The organism is Mangrovimonas futianensis, assembly GCF_021245805.1.
Taxonomy (GTDB): domain Bacteria; phylum Bacteroidota; class Bacteroidia; order Flavobacteriales; family Flavobacteriaceae; genus Mangrovimonas; species Mangrovimonas futianensis.
Window position 1 is genome coordinate 271,311 of the sequence record NZ_JAJJNF010000003.1, and the last position, 23,710, is coordinate 295,020.

Genomic DNA, 23,710 nt, shown 5'->3' on the forward strand with positions numbered 1-23,710 from the left:
GTTTTTAGGTTTTCGTTTGCAATTCAATAATATAAAGATGTAATCCTGTCAAATGGATAAAGGTATTCTCTTAACTTATTTTTTAGAATTCTCAAATTGGAATAGCCGTATATTTACAGAAATTTTGAATTATTATATGCCAACCGACTGTATTTCCTTTAAAGAGAGCAATTATTTTTCTGATTTAATAAACGATTATCTAGACCAAAAGGAAGAATTAAAACACTTTTACAATCATTTCCCAAGTAAAGAGAATTTTTCAAAACAAATTGAAGAAAAGCAATTAAACTACCCAATTGAAAGCAGACGAATTTTACTTGAATCATTAAATAGGCAATATAAGGGTTTGAACATATCAGAACAGACCCAGCAAAATATAACTGCCTTAGGAAATGAAAATACTTTTACAATTACAACAGGGCATCAATTAAATTTATTCACAGGACCCTTATATTTTTTATATAAAATCATTTCAACGATTAATCTGTGTAAAGAATTAAGAGAGACCTACCCAAATTATAATTTTGTTCCCATTTATTGGATGGCCTCAGAAGATCATGATTTTGAAGAAATCAATTACTTCAATTTTGAAGGTAAAAAAATAAAGTGGGATAGAGCATCTAGTGGCGCTGTGGGTGAATTGCGTTTGGATGGTGTAGACCAAGTTTTTGAGGTATTCTCAAATCAATTGAACTCTAGTAAAAATGCAACGTATCTAAAAAAGCTGTTTCAAAATGCCTATTTGGAAAGCAGCAGTTTGGCAGATGCTACTAGATACTTGGCTAATGAGTTGTTTTCTGAATACGGTTTGGTGATTATAGATGCCAATAGTCATGAGTTAAAAAACTTGTTTGTTCCTTACATGAAAAAGGAGCTATTGGAGCAGTCCTCTTTTCAAGAAGTTTCAAAAACAAATGAATCCATCAATCAATTACCCAAAAATTATAAGATTCAGGTAAATCCACGTGAAATCAATTTATTCTATATTCATGGAGGAATACGCGAACGTATTGTAGAGCAGGAAGGTACTTATTCTGTTTTGGAAACCAATATGTCGTGGGATAAAGATGGTATTTTAAATGAACTTGAAAACTATCCTGAAAGATTTAGTCCTAATGTTATTTTAAGACCATTGTACCAAGAAGTAATCCTTCCTAATTTATGTTATATTGGAGGTGGTGGTGAACTAGCTTATTGGTTTCAGTTGAAGTCTAATTTTGATAAAAATCAAGTGGTATTTCCTGTTCTTTTACTTAGGAACTCTGTTTTAATCACCAATAAAAAGCAGCGCCTTAAGTTGGATAAACTTAATCTCAAGATTCAGGATTTATTTTTAAAACAGTCTGAATTAAAAACAAAATTAACCAAGCAGCTTTCCGAGGTTGACATCGACTTTTCTGAGCAAAAGCAGTTTCTTCAAAATCAATTTGAAGAGCTTTATAAAGTAGCTCAGCAAACAGACCCTTCGTTTATTGGAGCGGTTGGAGCACAGGAAAGAAAACAAATAAAAGGTCTGGAGCATTTGGAGAAAAGACTTTTAAAAGCCCAGAAAAGAAAATGGCACGATGTTTTGGACAGGGCTTCTAACCTGCAAAATGAACTTTTTCCTAGCCAAAGTCTTCAAGAACGCCAAGCTAATTTTTCAGAGTTTTATTTGGAGTATGGAGACCAATTAATCCAACAGTTAGTGTTAAATTTGCAACCTCTGTCAGGTGAGTTTTTAATACTAAACTTAGATTAAGCATGCACAAAATAGATTTTAATTTGGTTGCCATGACCTTAGACGTCATGAAATACGCTATTGATAGAATTACCGTCGCCGACCAACCCATAGGTCATCCAAAATCAGAAAAGGAACTAAAATCTTTAGTGGGTGAAACCATTACCGAAAAAGGGATTGGGGGAGAAAATGCCTTTAATCTATGGAAAGAACATTTATCCAAAGCCAATGTACCTGTCGATCATCCTAGGCATTTAGCCTTCGTTCCAGCATCGCCATCGAGAGCAGCGGTTATGTTTGATTTGGTGACTTCGGCCTCTTGTATTCATGGAGCCTATTGGATGGAAGGAGCTGGTGGTATTTATTGTGAAAATGAAGCCATGAGGTGGATAGTTTCTTTAACAGGTTTGCCTGAAGGTGCCTTTGGGGTTTTTACCAGTGGTGGTACAGCTGCTAATTTATCGGCAATAGTAACAGCAAGAGAAAGTTGGAGGCAGAAGGAAGAATTTAAAGGCGAAAAAGGATTGATCATTACCTCTATAGGAGCGCATTCATCTATTAAAGCTATGGCCAAGGTTGCAGATGTTGATATTATGTTGGTTGATTCTGAAGAAAAGCTTTCAGGTAAGGAATTAACTGAAATGATTGATTCACTTTCGGAGGCTGAAAGGAGAAGGTTATTTGCCGTAGTAGCAACAGGCGGAACAACCAATGCAGGAATTATTGATGAACTTGATGAAATCGCAGATGTCTGTGAACGTGAAAATTTATGGTTTCATGTTGATGCTGCCTATGGAGGTGGAGCACTGGCGGCTGATTCCGTAAGACATTTGTTTAAAGGAATTGAGAAATCTGATAGTATTACTATTGACCCTCATAAATGGATGTTTTCTCCTTATGATTGTGGAGCTGTCATTTACAAGCAACCAGAACTGGCTAAATTAGCGCATCATCAAGAAGGATCCTATTTGGAAATATTTAATGATGAAGGTGCTATAGGTTTTAACCCTACAGAATATCAAATTCAGTTAACACGCCGTGTGAGAGGATTGCCTTTGTGGTTTTCCTTGGCAATGCATGGAACAAATACTTACAAAGAAGCTATTGAACGTGGATTGGAGCTAGCTCAAATAGCTGGGAAAATGATTGAAGAAATGGATCATGTGGAGCTGGTTAGGGAACCTAGCTTATCCTGTGTATTATTCAGAAGAAAAGACTGGGAGCCTCAAGATTATAGGGAATGGACCTATAAAAACCATAAATCTGGGTTTGCATTGGTGACACCAACTAAGTGGAAATCAAAAAGTGGATTTGAAACTGTTTCCCGTTTTTGTTTTATTAATCCTGATACAACCGAACAAGATATCCAGTCGATATTGGAGTCTATGATATAATTTTAAAAAGTAGCTGGCTATTTCAGCTATAAATTTTAATTTTGCGCATGCAACACAACAAGGTACTTATTTTAGATTTCGGGTCCCAATACACGCAGTTGATTGCCCGAAGAGTTAGAGAACTCAACATTTATTGTGAAATCCACCCGTTCAATAAAGTTCCAGAAGATATTGATGGTTATAAAGCTGTAATCCTTTCAGGAAGTCCTTCATCAGTGAGGTCAGAAGAAGCTCCACACCCAGATCTTTCAAACATTCGAGCAAAAAAACCTTTATTGGGAGTTTGTTATGGAGCACAATATTTAGCACACTTTTCTGGTGGAGAAGTAGCTCCTTCAAATACACGGGAGTACGGTAGAGCAAACTTGTCATTCATTAAAGAAGATGCATTTTTTGAAGGTGTATCAGAAGGAAGTCAGGTATGGATGAGCCATAGTGATACTATTAAACATTTACCAACTAATGGCGTTCTTCTTGCCAGTACTCACGATGTGGAAAATGCTGCATATAAAATTGAAGGGGAAACAACGTATGCCATTCAATTTCATCCAGAGGTCTATCACTCCATGGATGGTAAAAGAATCTTAGAAAACTTTTTAGTTCAAATAGCTGGTGTGAATCAAGACTGGACACCACAATCCTTTGTAGAAGAAACCGTAGAAGAGCTGAAGGAGAAATTAGGAGACGATAAAGTGGTCCTTGGTTTGTCTGGAGGTGTAGATTCTTCTGTGGCTGCTATGTTATTGAATAAGGCCATAGGTGAAAACCTATACTGTATCTTCGTTAATAACGGGTTGCTAAGGAAGAATGAGTTCCAAGATGTTTTGGAACAATACAAAGGAATGGGGTTAAATGTAAAGGGAGTTGATGCTTCGGCACGTTTTTTGGATGCTCTTAAAGGTGAAAGTGACCCAGAAGGAAAAAGAAAAATTATTGGTCGTGTGTTCATTGAAGTTTTTGATGATGAAGCTCATGCTATAAGTGATGTAAAATGGTTGGCTCAAGGAACTATTTATCCAGATGTGATCGAGAGTGTTTCGGCCACTGGAGGTCCTAGTGCTACCATAAAAAGTCACCACAATGTTGGGGGATTGCCAGATTTCATGAAATTGAAGGTTGTAGAGCCTCTTAAACTGTTATTTAAAGATGAAGTAAGACGAGTTGGTGCTTCTATGGGAATGAGTCCAAATTTATTGGGAAGACATCCATTTCCAGGACCAGGTTTAGGAATCAGAATATTGGGAGATATCACAGCGGAAAAAGTGAGAATCCTTCAAGAGGTAGATGCCATTTTTATTAGTAATTTGAAATCATGGGGTCTTTATGATTCTGTGTGGCAAGCTGGAGCCATGTTACTTCCTGTAAATAGTGTGGGTGTGATGGGAGATGAAAGAACTTATGAGAAGTGTGTGGCCTTAAGAGCTGTAGAAAGTACAGATGGAATGACAGCCGATTGGGTTAACTTACCCTATGAGTTTTTGCAAAAGACTTCAAATGAAATCATTAATAAAGTTAAAGGTGTGAATAGAGTAGTATATGATATAAGTTCTAAACCACCGGCAACCATAGAGTGGGAATAGAACGTATATTCATTAAATTTTGAATTACCGGATATTCCATTAACTTTATCAAGAAGTGTAAAACCTCATTCATGAAAAAAATATTTTTAGTAACTATTTTCATGCTTGGACTGGGGGTTTTGACGTCTATACAGGCTCAAAACTACGGAACCCATAAAGTCAAGCAGGGAGAGACTATTCAAAGTATTGCAAAGACCTACAATGTTTCAACTTCAACGCTTTATGCACTGAATCCAGATGCTAAAAAAGAGTTGAAGCCAAACACCGTTCTTATTGTCCCAAAATCAGGAGCAGAGGTTAAAGCAGAACCAAAAATAACCAAGGAATTGGTTGGTTTTAAAGAGCACCGGGTCAAGAAAAAAGAGACTTTGTTTAGTCTTTCTAAGGAATATCAGGTTGAGGTTTCAGAAATTAAAAAACACAATCCAGATTTATATGCCAGTAACTTGAAAAAGGGTGATAAAATAAAAATCCCAGTCTATAAAACGGTGGTGGAAGTTGTTGAGGTGGTAGATAATTCAAAAACAAAAAAATACACCGTTCTTCCTAAAGAAGGTAAATGGCGAATCGCATATAAATATGGTATTTCTGTTCAAGAGTTAGATGAACTTAATCCTGGTATAGCAGATACTTTGGATGTGGGGCAAGTGATTAATGTGCCAAATATCTCTGCAGAAATTGAAAAACCAATAGACAATCAATACTCTTATTATAAGGTAAATCCAAAAGAAGGTTTTTATAGGTTAAAAATTAAATTGGGATTGGATCAAAGTCAATTGGAAGCCTTAAATCCAGATTTGAAAATAGATGGATTGAAAGAAGGTATGATTTTAAAGGTGCCTTACGATCCAACGTTGGAAGCGAATGGTGTTGCTATTGATACACCTGAGGTTAGTTTGGATGAAAAACTGTTATCAAGAGAGTTAAAGCATATTGCTGTGATGCTGCCATTTAAGTTGAATAAACTTGAAATGGATTCTATTCAGGATACTAAGGAGCAGATGCATACTGATCCTTTTTTAAATATGTCGTTAGACTTTTATTCGGGGGTTGTCGTAGCCTTTGATTCGCTTCAAAAATTAGGTGTTAATTTAAAAGTGGACACCTATGATACCAAAAATCAAATTAGCACCATCAATGAGATTTTAAGAGATCATTCTTTTGAAAATGTTGATGCTGTTATTGGTCCATTGATGCCCTCAAATATCGAAAGGGTAGCATCTGAATTAAAAGCATTTAACGTTCCGGTTATTTCGCCGGTAACAAAAAATGTTCAGTTGTTTGATAATGTATTCCAATCAAGACCATCCGAAGATTTGTTATACAATACCGTATTAGACTATTTTAAAGCAGATAGTCTCATTCAGAATACCATTATAATTTCAGACCAAAAACATACTAAGGCAGCAGATGAGTTGAAGCGTCAGTTTATGTATGCATCACAGGTATTTTCAAGAAAGGACAAGGAAGGGAAGGATGCTTTCTATGTTTTGGATGATGATATATTGAGTAGATTAAAGGAGGGTGTCAACTTGGTTTTCCTTGAGTCTGATAATCCAGGATTTATTTCAAACGTGACCAGTAAATTGAATTCCATGACTAATTTGGAAGATAAATCCATTATTCTTGCAACCACTAATATGAATGATGCTTTTAGGGATGATGAGGTTTCAAATTACCATTTGTCTAATTTGCAATTCCATTTTCCATCCATTGCCAAATCATATAGTGAAGATGACCAAAATCCATTTGTTAAGGCTTATGAAAAGCGTTTTGATATTACACCTAACAAGGTGGCGACAAGAGGTTTTGATTTAACAATGGATGTTGTTTTAAGATTGGTGACTTCGCCAGATCTATATCAGTCGGTTATAGATGCTCCTATGACAGAGTATGTGGAAAATAAATTCGCATACAAGAAAAAATTGTTTGGGGGGTACTATAACGATACGTCTTATTTAGTAAAATATGATAATCTTAAGATTGTTGTAGTCAAGTAATAAAGTTTGATGATTGTTCGTTTTTAACTAGTAAATGGTTTACCTATGAAACTAGTTTTTTGGATATTGCTTTGCTTGTCTCCCTTTTTCATATCAGATAAAAGTTCAGAGCCTTCCATAAAATGGAGTGGAGCTCAAAAGTTGCAATGGGACGATTTTAAGGGGAAACCCAATAACAATACCAAGGCAGTGGCACTTACCGCATCAGGTATTGTGTTTGAATACGCTCTAAAAACATCAGATGATAACATAATAGGATTTGAACCCAAGGTGAATGCCTTTTTTTATCCTGAGAAATCTTGGGTAAAACTAGCTGATACTACCTCGGTTATTTTGAATCATGAACAATTGCATTTTGATATTACGGAATTACATGCCCGCCGTTTTAGAATGGAATTGGATGCTGTTAAAATTTCACGGCAACTAGTTCAGGACATAGATAGATTGCACGTACAGATTAATAGGGATTGGGCCAAAATGCAAGAAGACTATGATCGTGAAACCAATTTTTCTCGAGATTTGGCCAATCAATTAAAATGGCAAGCGTATATTTCAACCCAATTAAAACAATTGGAATCGTATAAATGAATTTAGGACCAAGCAAGGAGTTTTTAATTAAGTTGGCTCATACAAAAATGCCCTTTGGTAAATATAAGGATAGATACCTAATAGATTTACCCGAGTACTATGTGGTTTGGTATCATAATAAAGGATTCCCAAAAGGTCAGTTAGGGGAGATGCTTCAAACGGTTTACGAACTTAAAGTAAACGGCTTGGAAATTTTGGTGAGAAACATTCGTGAGAATTATCCCAAGTAAGTTTCTAAGCGATTGATATTTAATTGGATGGTTTCAAAATGACCAGTGTTAATAAATCTTATTTTTCTACTGCTACATTCCTTTATTAACGGTTTTAATTTTGTAAATTTGCCTGCGTTTAAAAGCGCAACATGACAACAAATACGAATACCAAGTACATCTTTGTAACCGGTGGTGTGACTTCCTCGTTAGGAAAAGGAATCATAGCTGCCTCTCTAGCCAAATTACTTCAAGCCCAAGGATATAGAACAACCATTCAAAAGTTGGATCCCTATATTAATGTTGATCCAGGTACCTTGAATCCTTATGAGCATGGGGAGTGTTATGTAACCGATGATGGAGCCGAAACTGATTTGGATTTAGGTCATTATGAGCGTTTTTTAAATGTACCTACCAGTCAGGCTAACAATGTGACTACAGGTAGAATCTACCAAAGTGTTATTGAGAAAGAACGAAGAGGTGAATTCTTAGGGAAAACTGTTCAGGTCATTCCTCATATTACAGATGAAATCAAGGAACGCATTCAATTACTGGGTAAATCTGGAGAGTGGGATATCGTTATCACAGAGATTGGAGGAACTGTAGGGGATATTGAATCTTTGCCATACATTGAAGCAGTTCGTCAGTTAAAATGGGATTTGGGAGAAAACAATGGTATTGTGATTCACTTAACTTTAGTACCATTTTTATCTGCTGCAGGTGAATTAAAAACCAAACCTACCCAACATAGTGTAAAAACTCTAATGGAAAGTGGGGTGCAAGCAGATGTTTTGGTTTGTAGAACTGAACATGATTTACCAATCGAGCTTCGCACCAAATTGGCTTTATTCTGTAATGTAAGGGAAGAAGCTGTAATTCAATCTATCGATGCGTCTACCATTTATGATGTACCAAACTTAATGTTGAAGCAAGGTTTGGATAAGGTAGTTTTAAAGAAACTTGGATTGGAAGCTTCTGATCCAGACTTAACGCAATGGAATAAATTTCTTCAAAGACATAAAAATCCAATTACCGAAATTACCATTGGTCTGATTGGTAAATATGTAGAACTTCAAGATTCTTATAAATCTATATTAGAGGCCTTTATACATGCAGGTGCTGCCAATGAAGTAAAGGTTAAAGTGGAGCCTATTCACTCAGAATATTTAAATGAGGATAATGTAAAAATCAAACTTTCTCATTTGAATGGTGTGTTGGTAGCTCCTGGATTTGGAGAACGAGGTATTGAAGGTAAAATTGATGCCGTAAGATATGTTCGTGAAAACAACATTCCTTTCTTCGGAATTTGTTTAGGAATGCAAATGGCAGTTATTGAATATTCTAGAAATGTTTTGGGATTGTCTGAGGCCAGTTCTACCGAAATGAGAGCAGATACCCCAGACCCGGTCATAGATATCATGGAAGAACAAAAGCATATCACCGATAAGGGAGGTACCATGAGGTTAGGAGCTTGGGATTGCGAAATTAAAGATGGGTCTTTAGCTAAACAAATTTATAAGAAAGACCTGATTCAAGAGCGTCACAGACACCGTTATGAATTTAATAACGATTACAAGCAACGTATCGAAGAAGCAGGTATGATTGCTACGGGATTGAATCCAGATACTGGATTGGTTGAGATCGTTGAGGTACCAGAACACCCATGGTTTGTAGGTGTTCAGTACCACCCAGAATATAAAAGTACGGTGGCCAACCCACACCCTTTATTTGTAGCTTTCGTTAAAGCTGCATTCAAGCATAAGAAAAATAAAAGTGTCAGTATGGCACAAAAATAAAATTGGACAACTTTTTGAGTTGCACAATGCTGTTATTAATTCTCTTCAAGGAGAATAGGACTAATTATACTTAAATGGAAGAAAAGAAATTAGACATTAATTCGATAATAGGGTTTGTACTTATTTTCGGAATTTTATTGTACATGTTCTACATGCAAACACCAACCCAAGAGGAGTTGGAGGCTAAACAAAAGCAAGAACAGGTAGAACAACAAAAAAAGCAACAGGAACAAGAGCCTAAAGTTGCAACTTCAGAAGATTTCTCGACCGCTAGTGCACAAGATTCACTAAAGTTTTTGGAATTACAAAATAAACTGGGAGCATTTGCATACTCAGCTACTTTACCATCGGCTAAGGATGAATTTACGCAGGTAGAAACCGAGTTATTGGATTTGAAATTCAGCAATAAGGGTGGGTTTTTAAAAGAAGTACGCCTAAAGCCTTTTGTAGATTATGATTCCATTCCTATCTACTTGATCAAAGAGAATAATAGCTCCTTTAATGTTAATTTTGGAACGACTGATAGCAGAATTTTAAACACCAAAGATTTATATTTTGAACCATCTGTAACCAAAAATGGTGAGAATACAGTGGTTTCAATGAAATTGAAGGTTTCTGCAACTAAGTATTTAGAGTACCGATATGTTCTGAAGCCCAATGACTATATGATGGATTTTTCAATCCAATCGCAAGGGCTTAGCCAAGTAATCAATGGCTCCCAAGAAGTAAATTTGGATTGGAGTCTTAAAGGTTTCAGGAATGATAAGAGTATCAGTTATGAAAATCGATATACGAGATTAACCTATCAACATGATGATGGTAAAATTAGCAAATTATCACCTACAGGATCTGATGATGAAAGTGTAGAAGATTTAACTTGGTTATCTTACAGACAGCACTTCTTTAGTTCTATTTTAATTTCTGAAAAACCATATAAGTCTGTAAAATTGACTTCAGAAGATATGGTGGAAGATGAGGATGTTGATACACTATTTACCAAAACATTCGGTTCTAAAATACCTATGGCTTTAAATGCCGGTGAATTGAATGAAAATTTGAAATTGTACTTTGGACCTACAGATCACAAGGTTCTAAAGAATTATGATTATGACCTAGAAGATTCCATTCCACTAGGTTGGGGTATTTTTGGTTGGATCAATAGATACTTATTTATCCCTCTATTTAACTTCTTGATTACTATTTTGCCTTATGGGGGAGCTATCATTGTCATGACCATTTTGATCAAACTTTTGATGTCTTTCGTTCAGTACAAACAGTTCTTGTCTCAAGCTAAATTAAAGGTGATCAAACCAGAATTGGATCAAATTAGAGAAAAGCACAAGGATAATAAGATGAAAATCCAACAAGAAACTATGGCTTTACAAACTCAGGTTGGTGCCAGTCCGTTAAGTGGGTGTTTGCCAGCTCTGATACAGCTACCGGTTTTTTATGCACTGTTTCAGTTTTTCCCATCTGCATTTGATTTGAGACAGAAAAGTTTCTTATGGGCAGAAGATTTATCTTCTTATGATGTGGTAGCTCAATTGCCTGTTAAGATACCTTTTTACGGAGAGCACGTAAGTTTGTTCCCTATTTTGGCGGCTATTGCAATTTTCTTCTACATGAAAATGACAACAGGCCAACAGACTGCCATGTCACAACCACAGCAAGAGGGGATGCCTGATATGCAGAAAATGATGAAGGTGATGATTTATTTCTCTCCTTTATTAATGTTGGTGTTCTTTAATAACTATGCTTCGGGATTGAGTTTGTATTACTTTATATCCAATTTGATTAGTATTGGAATTATGATAGTCATCAAAAACTACATTTTGGATGAAGATAAAATTCATGCACAAATTCAAGTTAAAAAGGCTCAGCCTAAAAAGGAAAGCAAGTTCCAGAGGAAGATGAAGGAAATGATGGAACAGGCGGAACAACAGCAACGAAATCAGAATCGCAAAAAATAATTAAAGGAGCTGTCAAATAAATTGGCAGCTTTTTTGTTATTTAAGGATATAAAAGAGAACAATATGACAGGAATGAAATCAATAATTGTTGTGGTATTAATATGTTTCTTCACGGGAACGATGGTTTTGAATGCCCAAGATATAAACCAAATGGATGATAAAGGGCAGCGACATGGAGTTTGGAAGAAAAAGTTTGAAGACTCTGATGTGCTAAGGTATGAAGGTGAATTTAACCATGGTAAAGAAGTAGGAACCTTTAAATATTATAAAAACATCAATGGAAAGGCTGTGTTGGCTGCTACTCGTGAATTTTTGCCAGATGGTAAGGCTAAGGTGACTTTTTACTCATCGAAAGGTAAAAAGATAAGTGAGGGCAAAATGAAAGGAAAGCTTCATACAGGTGAATGGATTTATTATCATAAGGATAAAAATGCCGTCATGAACCGAGAGAATTATAATGAACGAGGTGTATTAGAAGGAGAGAGCATTGTTTATTTCACCAATGGAAACATTGCTGAAAAACGCATGTTTAAAAATGGAAACGTAGACGGGAAGGCTACATGGTATTCAGATCAAGGGGTGGTGACTAAGATCTACCATTACAAAGATGGATTATTGCATGGAGAGGCAAAATTTTATGATGGCTCTGGGCAGTTAGTTCAAGAAGGAAGATATAAAAATGACAGAAAGGATGGTATATGGAAATATTACGAAAATGGTGAATTGAAGGAGGAAAAAGACTTCACTAGAGTTAGTAAAAATCCTTATAAAAAAAAGTAGGTATATTAAATTTATTAAAAGAAAAAGCTCCTTGAAAAAGGAGCTTTTCTTTTTTAGGTATCAATTATCACATTTTTGAATAAGCTATTAATCAATCTATTTGTGGGAAGTTACCTAAAAATAACGATTCCGAAGATATGTAATTGTTACATCACACCCAAATTTTTAATCAGGCATTTAATCGAAAATAATATAACAATCTAATTAACAGCGTTTTTAATTCTGTTATTTTTTATAAAGGTGGTAAAACAACCTTATCTAAAACATGTATTACACCATTAGAAGCTTGAACATCCACAGCTATTATATGGCAAATTCTTCCGTTTGCATCTACCAAGGCAGCACCACCTTCTAATTGTGCGGTGATATTTCCACCTAAGGTAGGTATAGTCATTCCATCCATTAAATCTGAGGATAATACATTGGCTTGAGCTACGGCATGGTGATCTAAAGTTGCTTTTAAAACTGGTTCAGAAATATCATTTAAGCCTGAGATTCCCAGTTCGTCTAATAAAGAAGCGAATGCATCATTTGTAGGGGCGAATACTGTGAAAGGTGCGGGTGCAGTTCCATTAGGTGTAGATAAAGCTCCTACATAATCAAAAGTCAAATCATCGCGAGTTAAAGCGCTTACTAAAGAGGTAAAGTTTGGATCTGCCAAAGCAAAATCAACAACAGTTGGTAATCCTATAACACCATCTACAACATGAATAATACCATTGGTCGCCACAATATCAGGTGTAGCAACGTTAGAAACACCGTTAAAACTAACACCATCGCTTGTATTAAAGTAAAGACTTAAAGCATTCCCATCTGGTGCTGCGGTAGCACTTGTGGTCGTGTAACCTGCCCCTGCTTCTACTAAATTGGAAGATGAGATACTTCCGGATAAGACATGGTTTAATAACACTTGTGCCAAAATGTCTGTAGGTACTTCATCTAATGAAGCAAAACCGGTATTAGTTAAATATGTTCCGAAGGCATCGTTACCTGGAGCGAGTATGGTAAACGGACCATTGTTGCCAACGACATCCACAAGATCTCCATCTGCAGCTGATAGGGCTCCTACCAAATTGGTGAAGTTAGGATTGGCCAAGGCATGGTCAACTAAATTTGGTAAGCCTATCACAGCATCCACAATATGAATGGTACCGTTTGAAGCTTCTATATCCGCTTGTTCTACTGAAGATATACCATTGAACATAACACCATTGCTTGTATTAAAATAAAGACTCATGGGCATTCCTCCTGCACCATTGGTACTTGTGGAGGTATATCCTTCGCCCAAGGCTACTAAATCGGTGGACATAACATTTCCAGAAATAACGTGATTCAATAATATTTTTGAAAGGATATCAGTAGGAACCTCGTCTAAGGAAGCAAAACCGTTTGCACTTAAAAAGGTTGCAAAGGCTGCATTAGTTGGTGCAAGGACAGTAAAGGGTCCATCACCACTCAATACGGTGGTCAAATCACCATCAGCTTGTTGCAAAGCTGCCACAAGAGAACTTAGTTCAGGTGTATCTATAGCTAAATCAACAATAGTAGTTGCCGTAGGAGTAGGAGTGTTAATTGGAGTCATGTCATCATCGTCACTACAATTAGTTACGAGGAAAGGAGCAATAAATAAGATTGCTAATAGTTTTAATGTTTTCATAATCAGTGATTTTAAATTGTTGTTCAACAAACTTAAGAAAAGATTAAACAAAAAGATGTTAAATGTTTAATAAATTATAAAAAACTTAAACAGTTTTAAATTTTGGATTTCTAGAGGAGTCCAAATTTGATGTTTAAAAAATGTATCTTTGCACTTAAATATGGAAGGAAAAAGAGTCATAGTTGGATTGTCTGGAGGTGTTGACTCCAGTGTAGCGGCATACTTGTTAAAAGAGCAGGGTTATGAGGTTATCGGCTTATTTATGAAGAATTGGCATGATGAATCTGTAACTATTTCAAATGAATGCCCATGGTTAGATGATAGTAATGATGCCATGTTAGTGGCTGATAAATTGGGGATCCCATTTCAAACTGTAGATTTAAGTGAACAGTATAAGGAACGGATTGTCGATTATATGTTCAATGAGTATGAACAAGGAAGAACCCCAAATCCGGACGTTCTTTGTAATAGAGAAATTAAGTTTGATGTGTTCTTGAAGATTGCCTTAGAACTTGGAGCAGACTACGTTGCAACTGGTCACTATTGTAGAAAAGGAACTTTGGTACAAGATGGAAAAGAAATCTATCAACTATTGGCAGGAGTGGACTCTAATAAAGATCAATCCTATTTTCTTTGTCAGTTGAGTCAAGAGCAACTATCACGTTCTTTATTCCCTATAGGAGAATTAACAAAACCAGAGGTTAGGGAAATAGCATCACGTTTAGATCTCATTACAGCAGATAAAAAGGACTCTCAAGGGTTATGTTTCATAGGAAAGGTTAGATTGCCCGATTTTCTCCAACAACAGTTAAAACCAAAAGAAGGCGTTATTGTTGAAATTCCGGAGAATGATGAGAAGTTTCTTCAGGAGTCTGTAGATTTCAATTCAGAAGAAGAAAAGTTGGCTTATTTATCTAGAAAGCATCATTTTGCCTTAACCGATGGCAAGGTTGTTGGCAAACATCAAGGGGCTCACTTTTTTACTAAAGGCCAAAGAAAAGGACTAGCCGTTGGTGGAACAACTGAACCACTTTTCGTTATAGATACCGATGTCAAAGAGAATATCATTTTTACCGGGCAAGGGAAATCGCATCCAGGCCTATTTAAAAGAGCTCTTTTTATTAAAAATGATGAAGTGCATTGGGTACGGGAAGATTTAAAGCTACCTATTGATGGTCCTATGAAAGTTATGGCTAGGATAAGATATCGACAAAAACTTCAGGAAGCCAAATTATATCAAGTGGATTCAGGATTATATATAGAGTTTGTTGAGCCACAATCGGCTATAACAGAGGGACAGTTTGCTGCATGGTATCTTGGTGATGAGTTGATTGGATCTGGAGTGATATCCTAAATTGAATTAAACGCTTATGATGAGAAAAATTACACTATTCATTTTTTGTATTTTCAGTATATCTAATTTTGCCCAACAAGATGCTTGGGTTTATTTTGTGGATAAAGAAAATGTTACTGAGTCTATAGCAAATCCTATTAGCATTTTAACTCAAAGAGCCATCGATAGAAAGGCTGCTCATGGCGTGCTTATTGATGCCCGTGATGTTCCAGTTACTGAATCTTACATATCCGAAATCAAAAATCAAGACGGTATTACGATTTTAGCCAAATCCAAATGGATGAACTGTGTTCATGTAAGAGGAGAGTTTGAGGCCATATCAGAGCTTCTGAGTTTAGAAATTGTAGATGAAATCGTTTATGCCGATGGTAGTTTGAATGCACGACCAGGTGAAATATCTAACAAATTTGAAACTGAGGAAGTGATGGTTGATTTTGTTTATGGCAATTCAGGAAATCAAATTGAAATGTTTAATGGAGATGTGCTTCATGAAATGGATTTCACGGGAGCGGGAATGGTTATCGCCGTTATAGATGCAGGCTTTCCCAACGTTGATACCATGGATGGTTTTGATAGGTTAAGAACCAATAATGGCATTTTAGGAGGATATGATTTTTATGATAGAAATGAAGATGTTTATGCCAATACCTCCAGTTCACATGGTACTTTGGTTTTAAGCGATATGGCAGGTTATGTAGAAGATCAATTTGTAGGTACAGCGCCTGATGCTGAGTATTATTTATTTCGAACTGAAAATGCCCCAAATGAAAACCCAGTAGAAGAAAGTTTGTGGGTAGAAGCTTTGGAACGTGCCGACAGTTTAGGAGTTGATTTAGTAAATTCCTCTTTGGGGTACAAAGATTATTATGATAATGCAGCCTATAATTATAGCTCTGAAGAGATGGATGGCGAGACAGCTTTCATTACACAAGGAGCCAACATAGGGTTTGAAAAAGGACTTCTTATTGTGAATTCGGCGGGTAACGCTGGTGAAAATGGAGTTAATGCACCCGCAGATTCTGAATTTGTGTTTTCAATTGGAGCTGTTAATTCCAGTGGTGTTTATGCACTCTTTAGTAGTCAAGGAAGTGATTTTCAACCGGTCATCAAACCCGATGTAGCCGCTCAGGGTCAAAGCTCTACTGTAATAAATTCTAATGATCAAATTGTAACTGCTAGCGGTACCTCATTTAGTTCTCCTATTTTAGCAGGGGGAATCGCTTGTTTATGGCAAGCCTTACCAGATTTAGATAATGGTGAGATTATGCAATTAGTTAGGGAATCGGCCTCACAATTTGACTCCCCAGATTATTTATTGGGTTATGGTATCCCTGATTTATCACTAGCCTTAAATTTAGCCTTGTCCACTGATAATAATACTATTAACCTTCCGGAAGTTAAGGTATATCCCAATCCAGTAAAGGCTAATTTGAATATTTATTTACCCGATGAGTGGGCTTCGGCCTCAATAAAACTTTATAATGTCTTGGGTAAAATGGTGATGCAACAAAAACTTACCAACACCAATAATAGCATTAATGTGAAGCATTTGGATCGTGGTATTTATCTATTACAGTTAGAGTCTGGAAATTATCATAAAACCATCAAACTCGTTAAAGATTAATGTCTCAAAATAGAATCACACAACTTTTTGGAATTCAATACCCCATTATACAGGCTGGAATGATCTGGAATAGTGGTTGGAGGTTAGCATCTGCTGCAAGCAATTCTGGTATCTTAGGTTTAATTGGGGCGGGGAGTATGTATCCCGATGTTTTAAGAGAACACATTCAAAAATGCAAACAAGCAACGGATAAACCTTTTGGGGTGAATGTGCCTATGCTATACCCCAACATAGAAGAAATCATGAACATTATCGTGGAGGAAGGTGTGAAAATCGTTTTTACATCAGCTGGTAACCCTAGGACCTGGACCTCATGGCTTCAAGAAAAGGGAATTACGGTGGTTCATGTGGTAAGTAGTGTGAAGTTTGCCCTCAAGGCTCAAGAAGCTGGAGTGAATGCTATCGTGGCCGAAGGTTTTGAAGCTGGTGGACATAATGGTCGTGATGAAACCACTACTTTAACCTTGATTCCTATGGTAAAAGAGCAGTTGGAAATTCCTTTGATAGCAGCTGGTGGTATTGCCACGGGTAAAGCTATGTTGGCAGCTATGGTATTGGGAGCAGATGGTGTACAGGTAGGGAGCCGATTTGTGGCGAGTGAAGAAAGTTCGGCGCATCCAGCTTTCAAAGAAGTGGTCGTAAACACCAAGGAAGGGGATACCATGTTAACATTGAAGGAATTGGCTCCTGTCAGGTTGATCAAAAATAAATTCTTTAACGACGTTCAAGAACTTTATAAACAAGCACCAACTGTAGAACAGCTCAAGGAACTTTTGGGAAGAGCTCGATCAAAAAGAGGTATGTTTGAAGGCGATTTAGAAGATGGCGAACTCGAAATCGGACAGATTGCAGGATTGATTCACGATATCAAACCTGTATCAGAAATTGTAGATGATATGATTTCTGAATTTGAACGTGCCAAAAATGAAGTTAAGAACCTTTAGGTTTAAAAAGCAGGTTCAATAGTAAAGCGGTTATGATCAAACCCATGCCGATCAGACTCCAAAGGGAGTAACTGTCTCCAAAAAATGAAATTCCAATGAGCAAGGTAAAAATGGCTTCGGTGTACTTTATTGGGGCCACCTTATTTATTTCTCCCAATTGAAATGCTTTGGTCATGTTTAATTGTCCAACATATCCATAGAGACCTAAGCTCAACAATGGTATATAATCTTCACTCTGTATAGGCTTCCAGTGGAATATGGAAACCATACCGCCAACAAGGGCACAAAGCAGCATGAAATGATTGACAATGGTATAAGGATGCTCCTTGTCACCAATTAACTTAATGGAATTGTAAACCAGTCCACCACAAACTGCTGATCCTATAATGACTACTAAGCCAATTATGTTAAATTGAAGATCGGTAAGCTTTAAGATGAGTACTCCCACAAAGGCAAGAATGAAAAATAGCCAGCGAATGGGAACAATTTTTTCCTTTATCAGAAAAACTGAAAAAATAGCGGCAAAAATGGGGGAAAGATACCTTAGGGTAACTGCTGTTCCTACGGGAAGGTAGGATAAGGATGTAAAGAACAATAACATGGAGGTCATACCCGCGATAGACCTAAAAAACAATAATTTTTTATGGGTTCCCCAGTAATTGATTTTATTATAGACGAGGTAGGACGAAGTGAATACTAAGGTTCCTAATGATCTAAAAAATACCATTTGAAAAGGAGAATAATGGGCCATTTTTTTAGCAGTGATATTCATCAGTGTAAATGCTAATGCACTTATAATCATGAATAGGATGGCTTTTTTTGGCATTTTTTGGAATTTCAAGCGAAGTTACATAATTAAAAAATGTGGTAATTGGGAAATTCTAATTAATAAGGAGGAAAGAGAGGGAAAACAAATACTATCTCTTACTTTTGCACAATGGTTTTAGAAAACTACACCAAAGAATTTAAATACAACTGGAAATTGGCGGCTCCAGTAATGTTGGGTATGCTAGGTCACACTTTTGTGAGCTTTATAGACAACATCATGGTAGGGCAATTAGGAACCGCAGAATTAGCTGCCGTTTCTTTAGGTAATAGTTTTATGTTTATTGCCATGTCTTTGGGTATAGGTTTCTCTACTGCTATTACCCCATTGGTTGCCGAGGCGGATACAGCTAAAAATTTTGCGCAGGGAAAATCCTCATTTAAACATGGGTTGTTTTTGTGTACCGTTTTGGGTATCAGTCTGTTTTTAATGGTATTTTTTGCCAAACCCATTATGTATTTAATGAACCAGCCAGAAGAGGTTGTAGCTTATGCAATTCCCTATTTGGATTTGGTGGCTTTTTCCTTAATTCCACTGGTGGTCTTTCAAGCCTTTAAACAATTCAGTGATGGACTTTCATTAACAAAGTATCCCATGTATGCCACGTTGCTCGCCAATGTGGTCAATGTATTTTTTAATTACATTCTTATTTTTGGAAAATTTGGTTTTCCAGCGATGGGAATTGTAGGTGCTGCCTATGGCACCCTTATTTCTCGGTTTGTATTGGTTGTATTGCTTTGGTGGTTATTAACTAAAAACAATAAATCAGTTAATTATGTCATCCAAATCAAGTTTTTCCAATTGGATCGTTTGATGTTGAAAAAAATTATTCATTTGGGCGCTCCCAGTTCCATGCAGATGTTTTTTGAGGTGGCGATTTTTACAGCAGCTATCTGGTTAAGTGGTTTATTGGGCAAGAACCCACAGGCTGCCAACCAAATAGCCTTAAATTTATCATCCATGACCTTTATGGTGGCTACAGGTTTGAGTGTTGCTGCCATGATTCGCGTTGGAAACCAGAAAGGATTGGGAAATTATATCGAACTCAAAAGAATTGCATTTTCTATTTTTATTATGGGAACCTTATTTGCCATTCTATTTGGGCTATTTTTTACGGTCATGCACCAATTCCTACCAAGACTGTATGTAGATCTTGGTGATTTAAATAATCTGCAAGACAATTTGGAAGTGGTAAAAATAGGAGCAACCTTATTATTGGTAGCAGCCGTTTTTCAAATAAGTGATAGCATACAAGTAGTTGTTTTGGGTGCGCTTAGAGGGTTGCAGGATGTTAAAATTCCAACCATTATCACTTTTGTAGCCTATTGGGTTATCGGTTTTCCTGTGTCGATACTTTTGGGAAAAGAAGACCGATTGGGAAGTGTAGGGATTTGGATTGGATTATTGGCCGGATTGACATCGGCGGCAATTTTATTGTATATTAGATTTCACTTTTTAACTAATAAATTAATCGAAACAAAACATGGAACTTCCTAAATTTTTACTTGGTGATAACACCGATTTTCCTGATGCTATTTTTGTGATTCATACAGATTTTCCAAGATTCATTATTAATCTTGAAAATGATGATGTTGAATGGTTGGAGGATTTTGATCAACATGATCAGGAAGAGCTAGAAATGGAGGCTGAAAACTTAATTCAGCAGGCCATGGATTTTTATGATAGGGAAGTAGAACGTTATGAAGAATAGATATGTTAGATCAAATTATTGAATTAGATAAACAGCTATTTTTATTTTTAAACGGCCTTGGTACCGAGCGATGGGATGGATTTTGGATGGCTTACACCACCAAATTCTATTGGATTCCCCTGTATGCGCTTTTGGTGTTTTTCATATTCAAAAAAGAGCATTGGAAAATGTTTTTGGTGACTTTGGTTATTATTGCTGCTTTAGTCACTTTTACAGACCAAGTGTCCAATTTTTTTAAGCACAATGTTATGCGACCTAGACCTTGTCATGAAGAAGGTCTTATAGATTTAATGAGATTGGTGAAATCGTATTGCGGTGGTGCTTATGGGTATTTTTCGGGACACGCGTCTAATGCCATGGGAGTAGCTATTTTTAGTGGTCTACTCCTTAAAAGTAGGTTTAAATATCTTATGCCTCTTATGATTTTATGGGCAATACTTATGGCCTACAGTAGAGTTTACATAGGGGTTCACTACCCTTTGGATGTGGTTAGTGGTCTCATTTTTGGAGGACTTGCCGGATGGATGTTTTATAAGCTCAATGAGTTTGTTAGAAAGAAATACCAACTTTAAGGTTTTCTTTTTAGCAAGTAATATTCATTTCGCAAACGGTCATTGTGACGACTTGAAGAAACTTCCACACGGTTCATATCAAAAACCATTTTTTCTTCAATAGTATAATGTTCTTGTATCTTCTCCATTGAAGATTCACTTAAGGTTCCTGTGATAAAGCCAAATTCCTCTTCATTAGGCATGTTATTCAAATCGGCAAATGGGATTGTTGTGCCGTAATGCCAAATTACTTCGGGTGAGACATTATTGCCATAAAGTTTGAGCTTTTGCGATTCTAATTGATTTTTTAGATTCCAAATGGGCTTAAAATTTTCAGTAGTGGTTGCTTTACTTAAAGGTAATGCCGTAACCAGAATACCGGCAAAGAACGTAACCGTCAAATAAAAAACCATTTTCATATTTTTCTTAATCAGAAAGACATAAATCATGAGCCCCAGTCCAAAAAGAACTAAGGATGCCAAAAGGTAAGAAATCCAATAGGAATGGAAATGTCCCTTTAAAAGGATATATCCTAAAATGGGAAATGCGAGTCCGATTAATCCAATAAGTCCAAAATTGAAATAAACAGGAACTGTTTCTTTTTTGTTATTAAGTTCCTTAAAATGTGTGATTAAATACTGAATGTAAAACCCAATGTTGATTGCCAATGGAATTAAAACAGGCATTAAATATCTGGATTTTTTTTCTGGAATTATGGAAAGTAATACAACGGCAAATAATGTCCAAAGTAAACTAAATTGATAGGCTTTTAAATGAGAGACGCGTGATTTTAAATAAGGGTATAAAAGGCTAATAAATGCTGGAATAGTCCATAGTCCACTTTGTACAAAAAAGCTCCAATAATAGTAAAAGGGTCTTACATTATAACTTCCCCAATTGGAGGTTTCTTTAGTAGCAATCGATTCAAAAGTAGCTGGGTCTGCTTGTCTTACATAAATAAACCACCAACCTCCAATGACTAAAGAGAGGGTTAAAATTCCAAGGAAGGTTAAAACTAATTTACCAGACCATTGATATTTATAGGTAAATCCATAGGCGATTAGAAATGGCAACATTAAAGCGTAATAGGAAACAGGACCTTTGCATAAAAATGATAGTCCTAGGAATAGGGTGGCTAAAGCAATCCATTTTATTTTTAAATCATTGAAGCTGAAAATTTTAATTAAAAAATATATTCCAGCTATCATAAAACCATGGGTGTAAATGTCCCAAGGTGCCTCCATGGTGATTCCAATAACATAAAAGGAAGTTGCCCCAATAAGGCCGTTTCTTAAACTATGTGATTTATTTTTCACGAGTAAAAGGGATATCTTATAGATAAATATACCAATGAGCATGACAAAAAATACAGTAGGAAGTCGTAAAGCGTAAACACTGCTGATTCCAAATAGGGAACCTGAAACAGCTGTTATCCATGTGGGCATTGGAGGTTTTTGATATCGAGCTTCACCGTTCATGGTCGTTAACAGCCAATGGCCATCCTGGACCATTTCTCTGGCGGAAATAAAATTTCTAGCCTCCATGATTGTCACATCCATGACATGTAGGTTGGGTAGAAGCATCACTGCCGTGAAAAGACAAATGGTTAAAATGGGATGTTTTTTAAGAAAATCAGTCATGTTGTTTATGAAGAATAATCAAATTTCTGGTGTAAATAATGGCTCCCAACAAATGCCCAACAAATAAAACAGGGTCTTTTCTAAAGATGGCATAACTTAAAATTAACAAAGATCCTGTGATGCTCAAAATCCAAAATCCTAAAGGCAGGGAAGATTCCTTATTTTTTTCGGAATATAGCCATTGATAAATAAATCGAAAAGTGAAAACAGTTTGCGAAATTATACCAAGTGTTAACAACCATAATGGGATGCTCTCATTTTGAAATAACCGTTCAATATCAATGATGTTATTGTTATAATAATAAATGACAATCAATCCTGGGAAAATCCATAAAATCCATCTCCCTAGTCTAGGTAATTTATTCCAATGCCCCTGTAATTGTAAATTTCTTATGTAGATGTAATAGGTGAGGGCTTGGCCCAACATTATGGCAAAATCATTTCTGAGATACCCATAAACAAATAACAGAAAAGAAGCGATCAAACTCAGCACCCAAAACAAACTAGGTGTTATGACTCGTTTTTGCTTTTCAGAAGTGATCCATTGGATGATCAATCGGGAGGAAAATAATATTTGAGCCAAAAATCCAACGCTATATACCAACCAATGATTTTCCATTATCCTTTTTTGGCTACCGTATAATTAATGTATTTTTTCTTCATCCATAAATAGGCAAAACAATCCATTAAAGGACCCAATAATCTGTTCCAAAGTCCAAAATTAGCTGTACCCGCTATCCTTGGGAAATGTCGCACCGGAATTTGCTTGATTGTCCCATGTTGCAACAAAATCATCGCCGGTAGAAAGCGGTGTAACCCTCGAAACATTGGGATGCGTTTAGCATATTCTGTTTTAATCACTTTAAGCGGACATCCGGTGTCGTCCATGCCATCATGAGTGAAAGATCTTCTAATGCCGTTGGCAATTTTGGAGGACATATTTTTTACAAAGGAATCTTTTCTATCGGAACGAACACCTGTCACTAGGTCATAAGACCCGATATGTTCCAATAATAGGTTGAAATCCTCTGGAGCTGTCTGTAAATCAGAATCAATATATCCCAATAGAGGCGTGTCCACATGATCAAATCCAGCCTTAATTGCAGCACTTAGGCCTCTGTTTTCAGCAAAAGAAATGTATTGAAAATTAGGTTGTCTTGAACAGATATCCTCAATAATATCTTGACTTCGGTCTTTAGATCCATCGTTAACAAAAAGAATTTTTGTGGGTTTTGAGGCTATTTTTGAATAATCAGAAAGTTCCTTTTCAACTCGGTTCAAATTGGCTTCTTCATTATAAACAGGAACAATAATGGTGAACTCGTATGTCATGAAATATTAGTTACGTTACAAAAGTATTCTTTTT

At 36.3% G+C, this 23,710-nt stretch carries 20 protein-coding genes; 15 read left to right on the forward strand and 5 right to left on the reverse strand.

Translation table 11 applies throughout. The features are described from left to right. Positions 1 to 136 precede the first annotated feature (136 nt). From bshC to LOK78_RS06645, 9 genes are all read left to right on the forward strand, one after another. Positions 137 to 1,741 (forward strand): bacillithiol biosynthesis cysteine-adding enzyme BshC, encoded by a 1,605-nt coding sequence (gene bshC / locus LOK78_RS06605; protein ID WP_232634478.1) that lies wholly within the window; start codon positions 137 to 139, stop codon positions 1,739 to 1,741. Positions 1,742 to 1,743: 2 nt separating this feature from the next. Beyond that, on the forward strand, positions 1,744 to 3,114 hold the full coding sequence (locus LOK78_RS06610; protein WP_232634387.1) for a pyridoxal phosphate-dependent decarboxylase family protein: 1,371 nt from the start codon (positions 1,744 to 1,746) through the stop codon (positions 3,112 to 3,114). Between the two features lie 47 nt (positions 3,115 to 3,161). Continuing rightward, entirely contained in the window at positions 3,162 to 4,694 is a 1,533-nt protein-coding gene (gene guaA / locus LOK78_RS06615; RefSeq protein ID WP_166959572.1) for a glutamine-hydrolyzing GMP synthase, read from the forward strand. Between the two features lie 71 nt (positions 4,695 to 4,765). Continuing rightward, entirely contained in the window at positions 4,766 to 6,694 is a 1,929-nt protein-coding gene (locus LOK78_RS06620) for a LysM peptidoglycan-binding domain-containing protein (RefSeq protein WP_232634388.1), read from the forward strand. Between the two features lie 45 nt (positions 6,695 to 6,739). Then, complete coding sequence (locus LOK78_RS06625) at positions 6,740 to 7,282, forward strand: DUF922 domain-containing protein (protein ID WP_232394345.1); 543 nt, start codon at positions 6,740 to 6,742, stop codon at positions 7,280 to 7,282. Next, on the forward strand, positions 7,279 to 7,512 hold the full coding sequence (locus LOK78_RS06630) for a DUF3820 family protein (protein ID WP_053972448.1): 234 nt from the start codon (positions 7,279 to 7,281) through the stop codon (positions 7,510 to 7,512). The genes LOK78_RS06625 and LOK78_RS06630 overlap by 4 nt, the downstream gene beginning before the upstream one ends. 131 nt (positions 7,513 to 7,643) lie before the next feature. After that, positions 7,644 to 9,287 (forward strand): CTP synthase, encoded by a 1,644-nt coding sequence (pyrG, locus tag LOK78_RS06635; RefSeq protein WP_166959581.1) that lies wholly within the window; start codon positions 7,644 to 7,646, stop codon positions 9,285 to 9,287. Positions 9,288 to 9,361: 74 nt separating this feature from the next. Then, on the forward strand, positions 9,362 to 11,257 hold the full coding sequence (gene yidC, locus LOK78_RS06640; RefSeq protein ID WP_232634389.1) for a membrane protein insertase YidC: 1,896 nt from the start codon (positions 9,362 to 9,364) through the stop codon (positions 11,255 to 11,257). Positions 11,258 to 11,329: 72 nt separating this feature from the next. After that, positions 11,330 to 12,037, forward strand: a complete 708-nt coding sequence (locus LOK78_RS06645; RefSeq protein ID WP_232634390.1) for a toxin-antitoxin system YwqK family antitoxin — start codon at positions 11,330 to 11,332, stop codon at positions 12,035 to 12,037. A gap of 232 nt (positions 12,038 to 12,269) precedes the next feature. Here LOK78_RS06645 and LOK78_RS06650 read toward each other — a convergent pair whose 3' ends face one another. After that, positions 12,270 to 13,694 carry a fasciclin domain-containing protein gene (locus LOK78_RS06650; protein ID WP_232634391.1) on the reverse strand — a complete coding sequence of 475 codons (1,425 nt, stop codon included), beginning with the start codon at positions 13,692 to 13,694 and terminating at the stop codon, positions 12,270 to 12,272. Positions 13,695 to 13,854: 160 nt separating this feature from the next. On the opposite strand from LOK78_RS06650, the gene mnmA reads away from it, so the two are divergent. From mnmA to LOK78_RS06665, 3 genes are read left to right on the forward strand one after another with little or no spacing between them, the layout of a single operon-like run. After that, positions 13,855 to 15,048 carry a tRNA 2-thiouridine(34) synthase MnmA gene (mnmA, locus tag LOK78_RS06655; protein ID WP_232634392.1) on the forward strand — a complete coding sequence of 398 codons (1,194 nt, stop codon included), beginning with the start codon at positions 13,855 to 13,857 and terminating at the stop codon, positions 15,046 to 15,048. Between the two features lie 16 nt (positions 15,049 to 15,064). After that, positions 15,065 to 16,672 (forward strand): S8 family serine peptidase, encoded by a 1,608-nt coding sequence (locus tag LOK78_RS06660; RefSeq protein WP_232634393.1) that lies wholly within the window; start codon positions 15,065 to 15,067, stop codon positions 16,670 to 16,672. Beyond that, a complete protein-coding gene (locus LOK78_RS06665; protein WP_166959599.1) occupies positions 16,672 to 17,616 on the forward strand; it encodes an NAD(P)H-dependent flavin oxidoreductase in 945 nt (314 codons plus the stop codon). Before LOK78_RS06660 ends, LOK78_RS06665 begins: the two co-directional genes overlap by 1 nt. On the opposite strand, the gene LOK78_RS06670 is transcribed toward LOK78_RS06665, so the two are convergent. Next, positions 17,603 to 18,442 carry a DMT family transporter gene (locus LOK78_RS06670; protein ID WP_232634394.1) on the reverse strand — a complete coding sequence of 280 codons (840 nt, stop codon included), beginning with the start codon at positions 18,440 to 18,442 and terminating at the stop codon, positions 17,603 to 17,605. The genes LOK78_RS06665 and LOK78_RS06670 overlap by 14 nt on opposite strands. Before the next feature lie 111 nt (positions 18,443 to 18,553). On the opposite strand from LOK78_RS06670, the gene LOK78_RS06675 reads away from it, so the two are divergent. Genes LOK78_RS06675 through LOK78_RS06685 form a run of 3 tightly spaced genes read left to right on the forward strand, consistent with a single transcriptional unit; the run spans position 18,554 to position 20,725 of the window. After that, positions 18,554 to 19,939, forward strand: coding sequence for an MATE family efflux transporter (locus LOK78_RS06675; protein WP_232634395.1), 1,386 nt, complete (start codon positions 18,554 to 18,556; stop codon positions 19,937 to 19,939). Then, positions 19,926 to 20,153 carry a DUF8828 family protein gene (locus tag LOK78_RS06680; RefSeq protein WP_053972455.1) on the forward strand — a complete coding sequence of 76 codons (228 nt, stop codon included), beginning with the start codon at positions 19,926 to 19,928 and terminating at the stop codon, positions 20,151 to 20,153. Before LOK78_RS06675 ends, LOK78_RS06680 begins: the two co-directional genes overlap by 14 nt. Positions 20,154 to 20,155: 2 nt before the next feature. Continuing rightward, on the forward strand, positions 20,156 to 20,725 hold the full coding sequence (locus tag LOK78_RS06685; RefSeq protein ID WP_232634396.1) for a phosphatase PAP2 family protein: 570 nt from the start codon (positions 20,156 to 20,158) through the stop codon (positions 20,723 to 20,725). Here LOK78_RS06685 and LOK78_RS06690 read toward each other — a convergent pair. The 3 genes from LOK78_RS06690 to LOK78_RS06700 are packed head-to-tail and all read right to left on the reverse strand — an operon-like array spanning position 20,722 to position 23,676. Next, positions 20,722 to 22,344: an ArnT family glycosyltransferase gene (locus LOK78_RS06690; RefSeq protein ID WP_232634397.1), complete on the reverse strand. Its 1,623-nt coding sequence runs from the start codon at positions 22,342 to 22,344 to the stop codon at positions 20,722 to 20,724. The two genes, LOK78_RS06685 and LOK78_RS06690, sit on opposite strands and share 4 nt — an antisense overlap. Then, the gene (locus LOK78_RS06695; protein ID WP_053972458.1) at positions 22,337 to 22,963 is read right to left on the reverse strand and encodes a lipid-A-disaccharide synthase N-terminal domain-containing protein; all 627 of its coding nucleotides are present in this window, start codon (positions 22,961 to 22,963) and stop codon (positions 22,337 to 22,339) included. The genes LOK78_RS06690 and LOK78_RS06695 overlap by 8 nt, the downstream gene beginning before the upstream one ends. After that, the gene (locus LOK78_RS06700) at positions 22,963 to 23,676 is read right to left on the reverse strand and encodes a glycosyltransferase family 2 protein (protein WP_232634398.1); all 714 of its coding nucleotides are present in this window, start codon (positions 23,674 to 23,676) and stop codon (positions 22,963 to 22,965) included. Before LOK78_RS06700 ends, LOK78_RS06695 begins: the two co-directional genes overlap by 1 nt. Between the last annotated feature and the right edge of the window lie 34 nt (positions 23,677 to 23,710).

Bases quoted from the DNA above. Each gene is read 5' to 3' on its own strand.
- bshC (WP_232634478.1), top strand. From the start codon at position 137: ATGCCAACCGACTGTATTTCCTTTAAAGAGAGCAATTATTTTTCTGAT.
- LOK78_RS06610 (WP_232634387.1), top strand. From the start codon at position 1,744: ATGCACAAAATAGATTTTAATTTGGTTGCCATGACCTTAGACGTCATG.
- guaA (WP_166959572.1), top strand. From the start codon at position 3,162: ATGCAACACAACAAGGTACTTATTTTAGATTTCGGGTCCCAATACACG.
- LOK78_RS06620 (WP_232634388.1), top strand. From the start codon at position 4,766: ATGAAAAAAATATTTTTAGTAACTATTTTCATGCTTGGACTGGGGGTT.
- LOK78_RS06625 (WP_232394345.1), top strand. From the start codon at position 6,740: ATGAAACTAGTTTTTTGGATATTGCTTTGCTTGTCTCCCTTTTTCATA.
- LOK78_RS06630 (WP_053972448.1), top strand. From the start codon at position 7,279: ATGAATTTAGGACCAAGCAAGGAGTTTTTAATTAAGTTGGCTCATACA.
- pyrG (WP_166959581.1), top strand. From the start codon at position 7,644: ATGACAACAAATACGAATACCAAGTACATCTTTGTAACCGGTGGTGTG.
- yidC (WP_232634389.1), top strand. From the start codon at position 9,362: ATGGAAGAAAAGAAATTAGACATTAATTCGATAATAGGGTTTGTACTT.
- LOK78_RS06645 (WP_232634390.1), top strand. From the start codon at position 11,330: ATGAAATCAATAATTGTTGTGGTATTAATATGTTTCTTCACGGGAACG.
- LOK78_RS06650 (WP_232634391.1), bottom strand. From the start codon at position 13,694: ATGAAAACATTAAAACTATTAGCAATCTTATTTATTGCTCCTTTCCTC.
- mnmA (WP_232634392.1), top strand. From the start codon at position 13,855: ATGGAAGGAAAAAGAGTCATAGTTGGATTGTCTGGAGGTGTTGACTCC.
- LOK78_RS06660 (WP_232634393.1), top strand. From the start codon at position 15,065: ATGATGAGAAAAATTACACTATTCATTTTTTGTATTTTCAGTATATCT.
- LOK78_RS06665 (WP_166959599.1), top strand. From the start codon at position 16,672: ATGTCTCAAAATAGAATCACACAACTTTTTGGAATTCAATACCCCATT.
- LOK78_RS06670 (WP_232634394.1), bottom strand. From the start codon at position 18,442: ATGCCAAAAAAAGCCATCCTATTCATGATTATAAGTGCATTAGCATTT.
- LOK78_RS06675 (WP_232634395.1), top strand. From the start codon at position 18,554: ATGGTTTTAGAAAACTACACCAAAGAATTTAAATACAACTGGAAATTG.
- LOK78_RS06680 (WP_053972455.1), top strand. From the start codon at position 19,926: ATGGAACTTCCTAAATTTTTACTTGGTGATAACACCGATTTTCCTGAT.
- LOK78_RS06685 (WP_232634396.1), top strand. From the start codon at position 20,156: ATGTTAGATCAAATTATTGAATTAGATAAACAGCTATTTTTATTTTTA.
- LOK78_RS06690 (WP_232634397.1), bottom strand. From the start codon at position 22,344: ATGACTGATTTTCTTAAAAAACATCCCATTTTAACCATTTGTCTTTTC.
- LOK78_RS06695 (WP_053972458.1), bottom strand. From the start codon at position 22,963: ATGGAAAATCATTGGTTGGTATATAGCGTTGGATTTTTGGCTCAAATA.
- LOK78_RS06700 (WP_232634398.1), bottom strand. From the start codon at position 23,676: ATGACATACGAGTTCACCATTATTGTTCCTGTTTATAATGAAGAAGCC.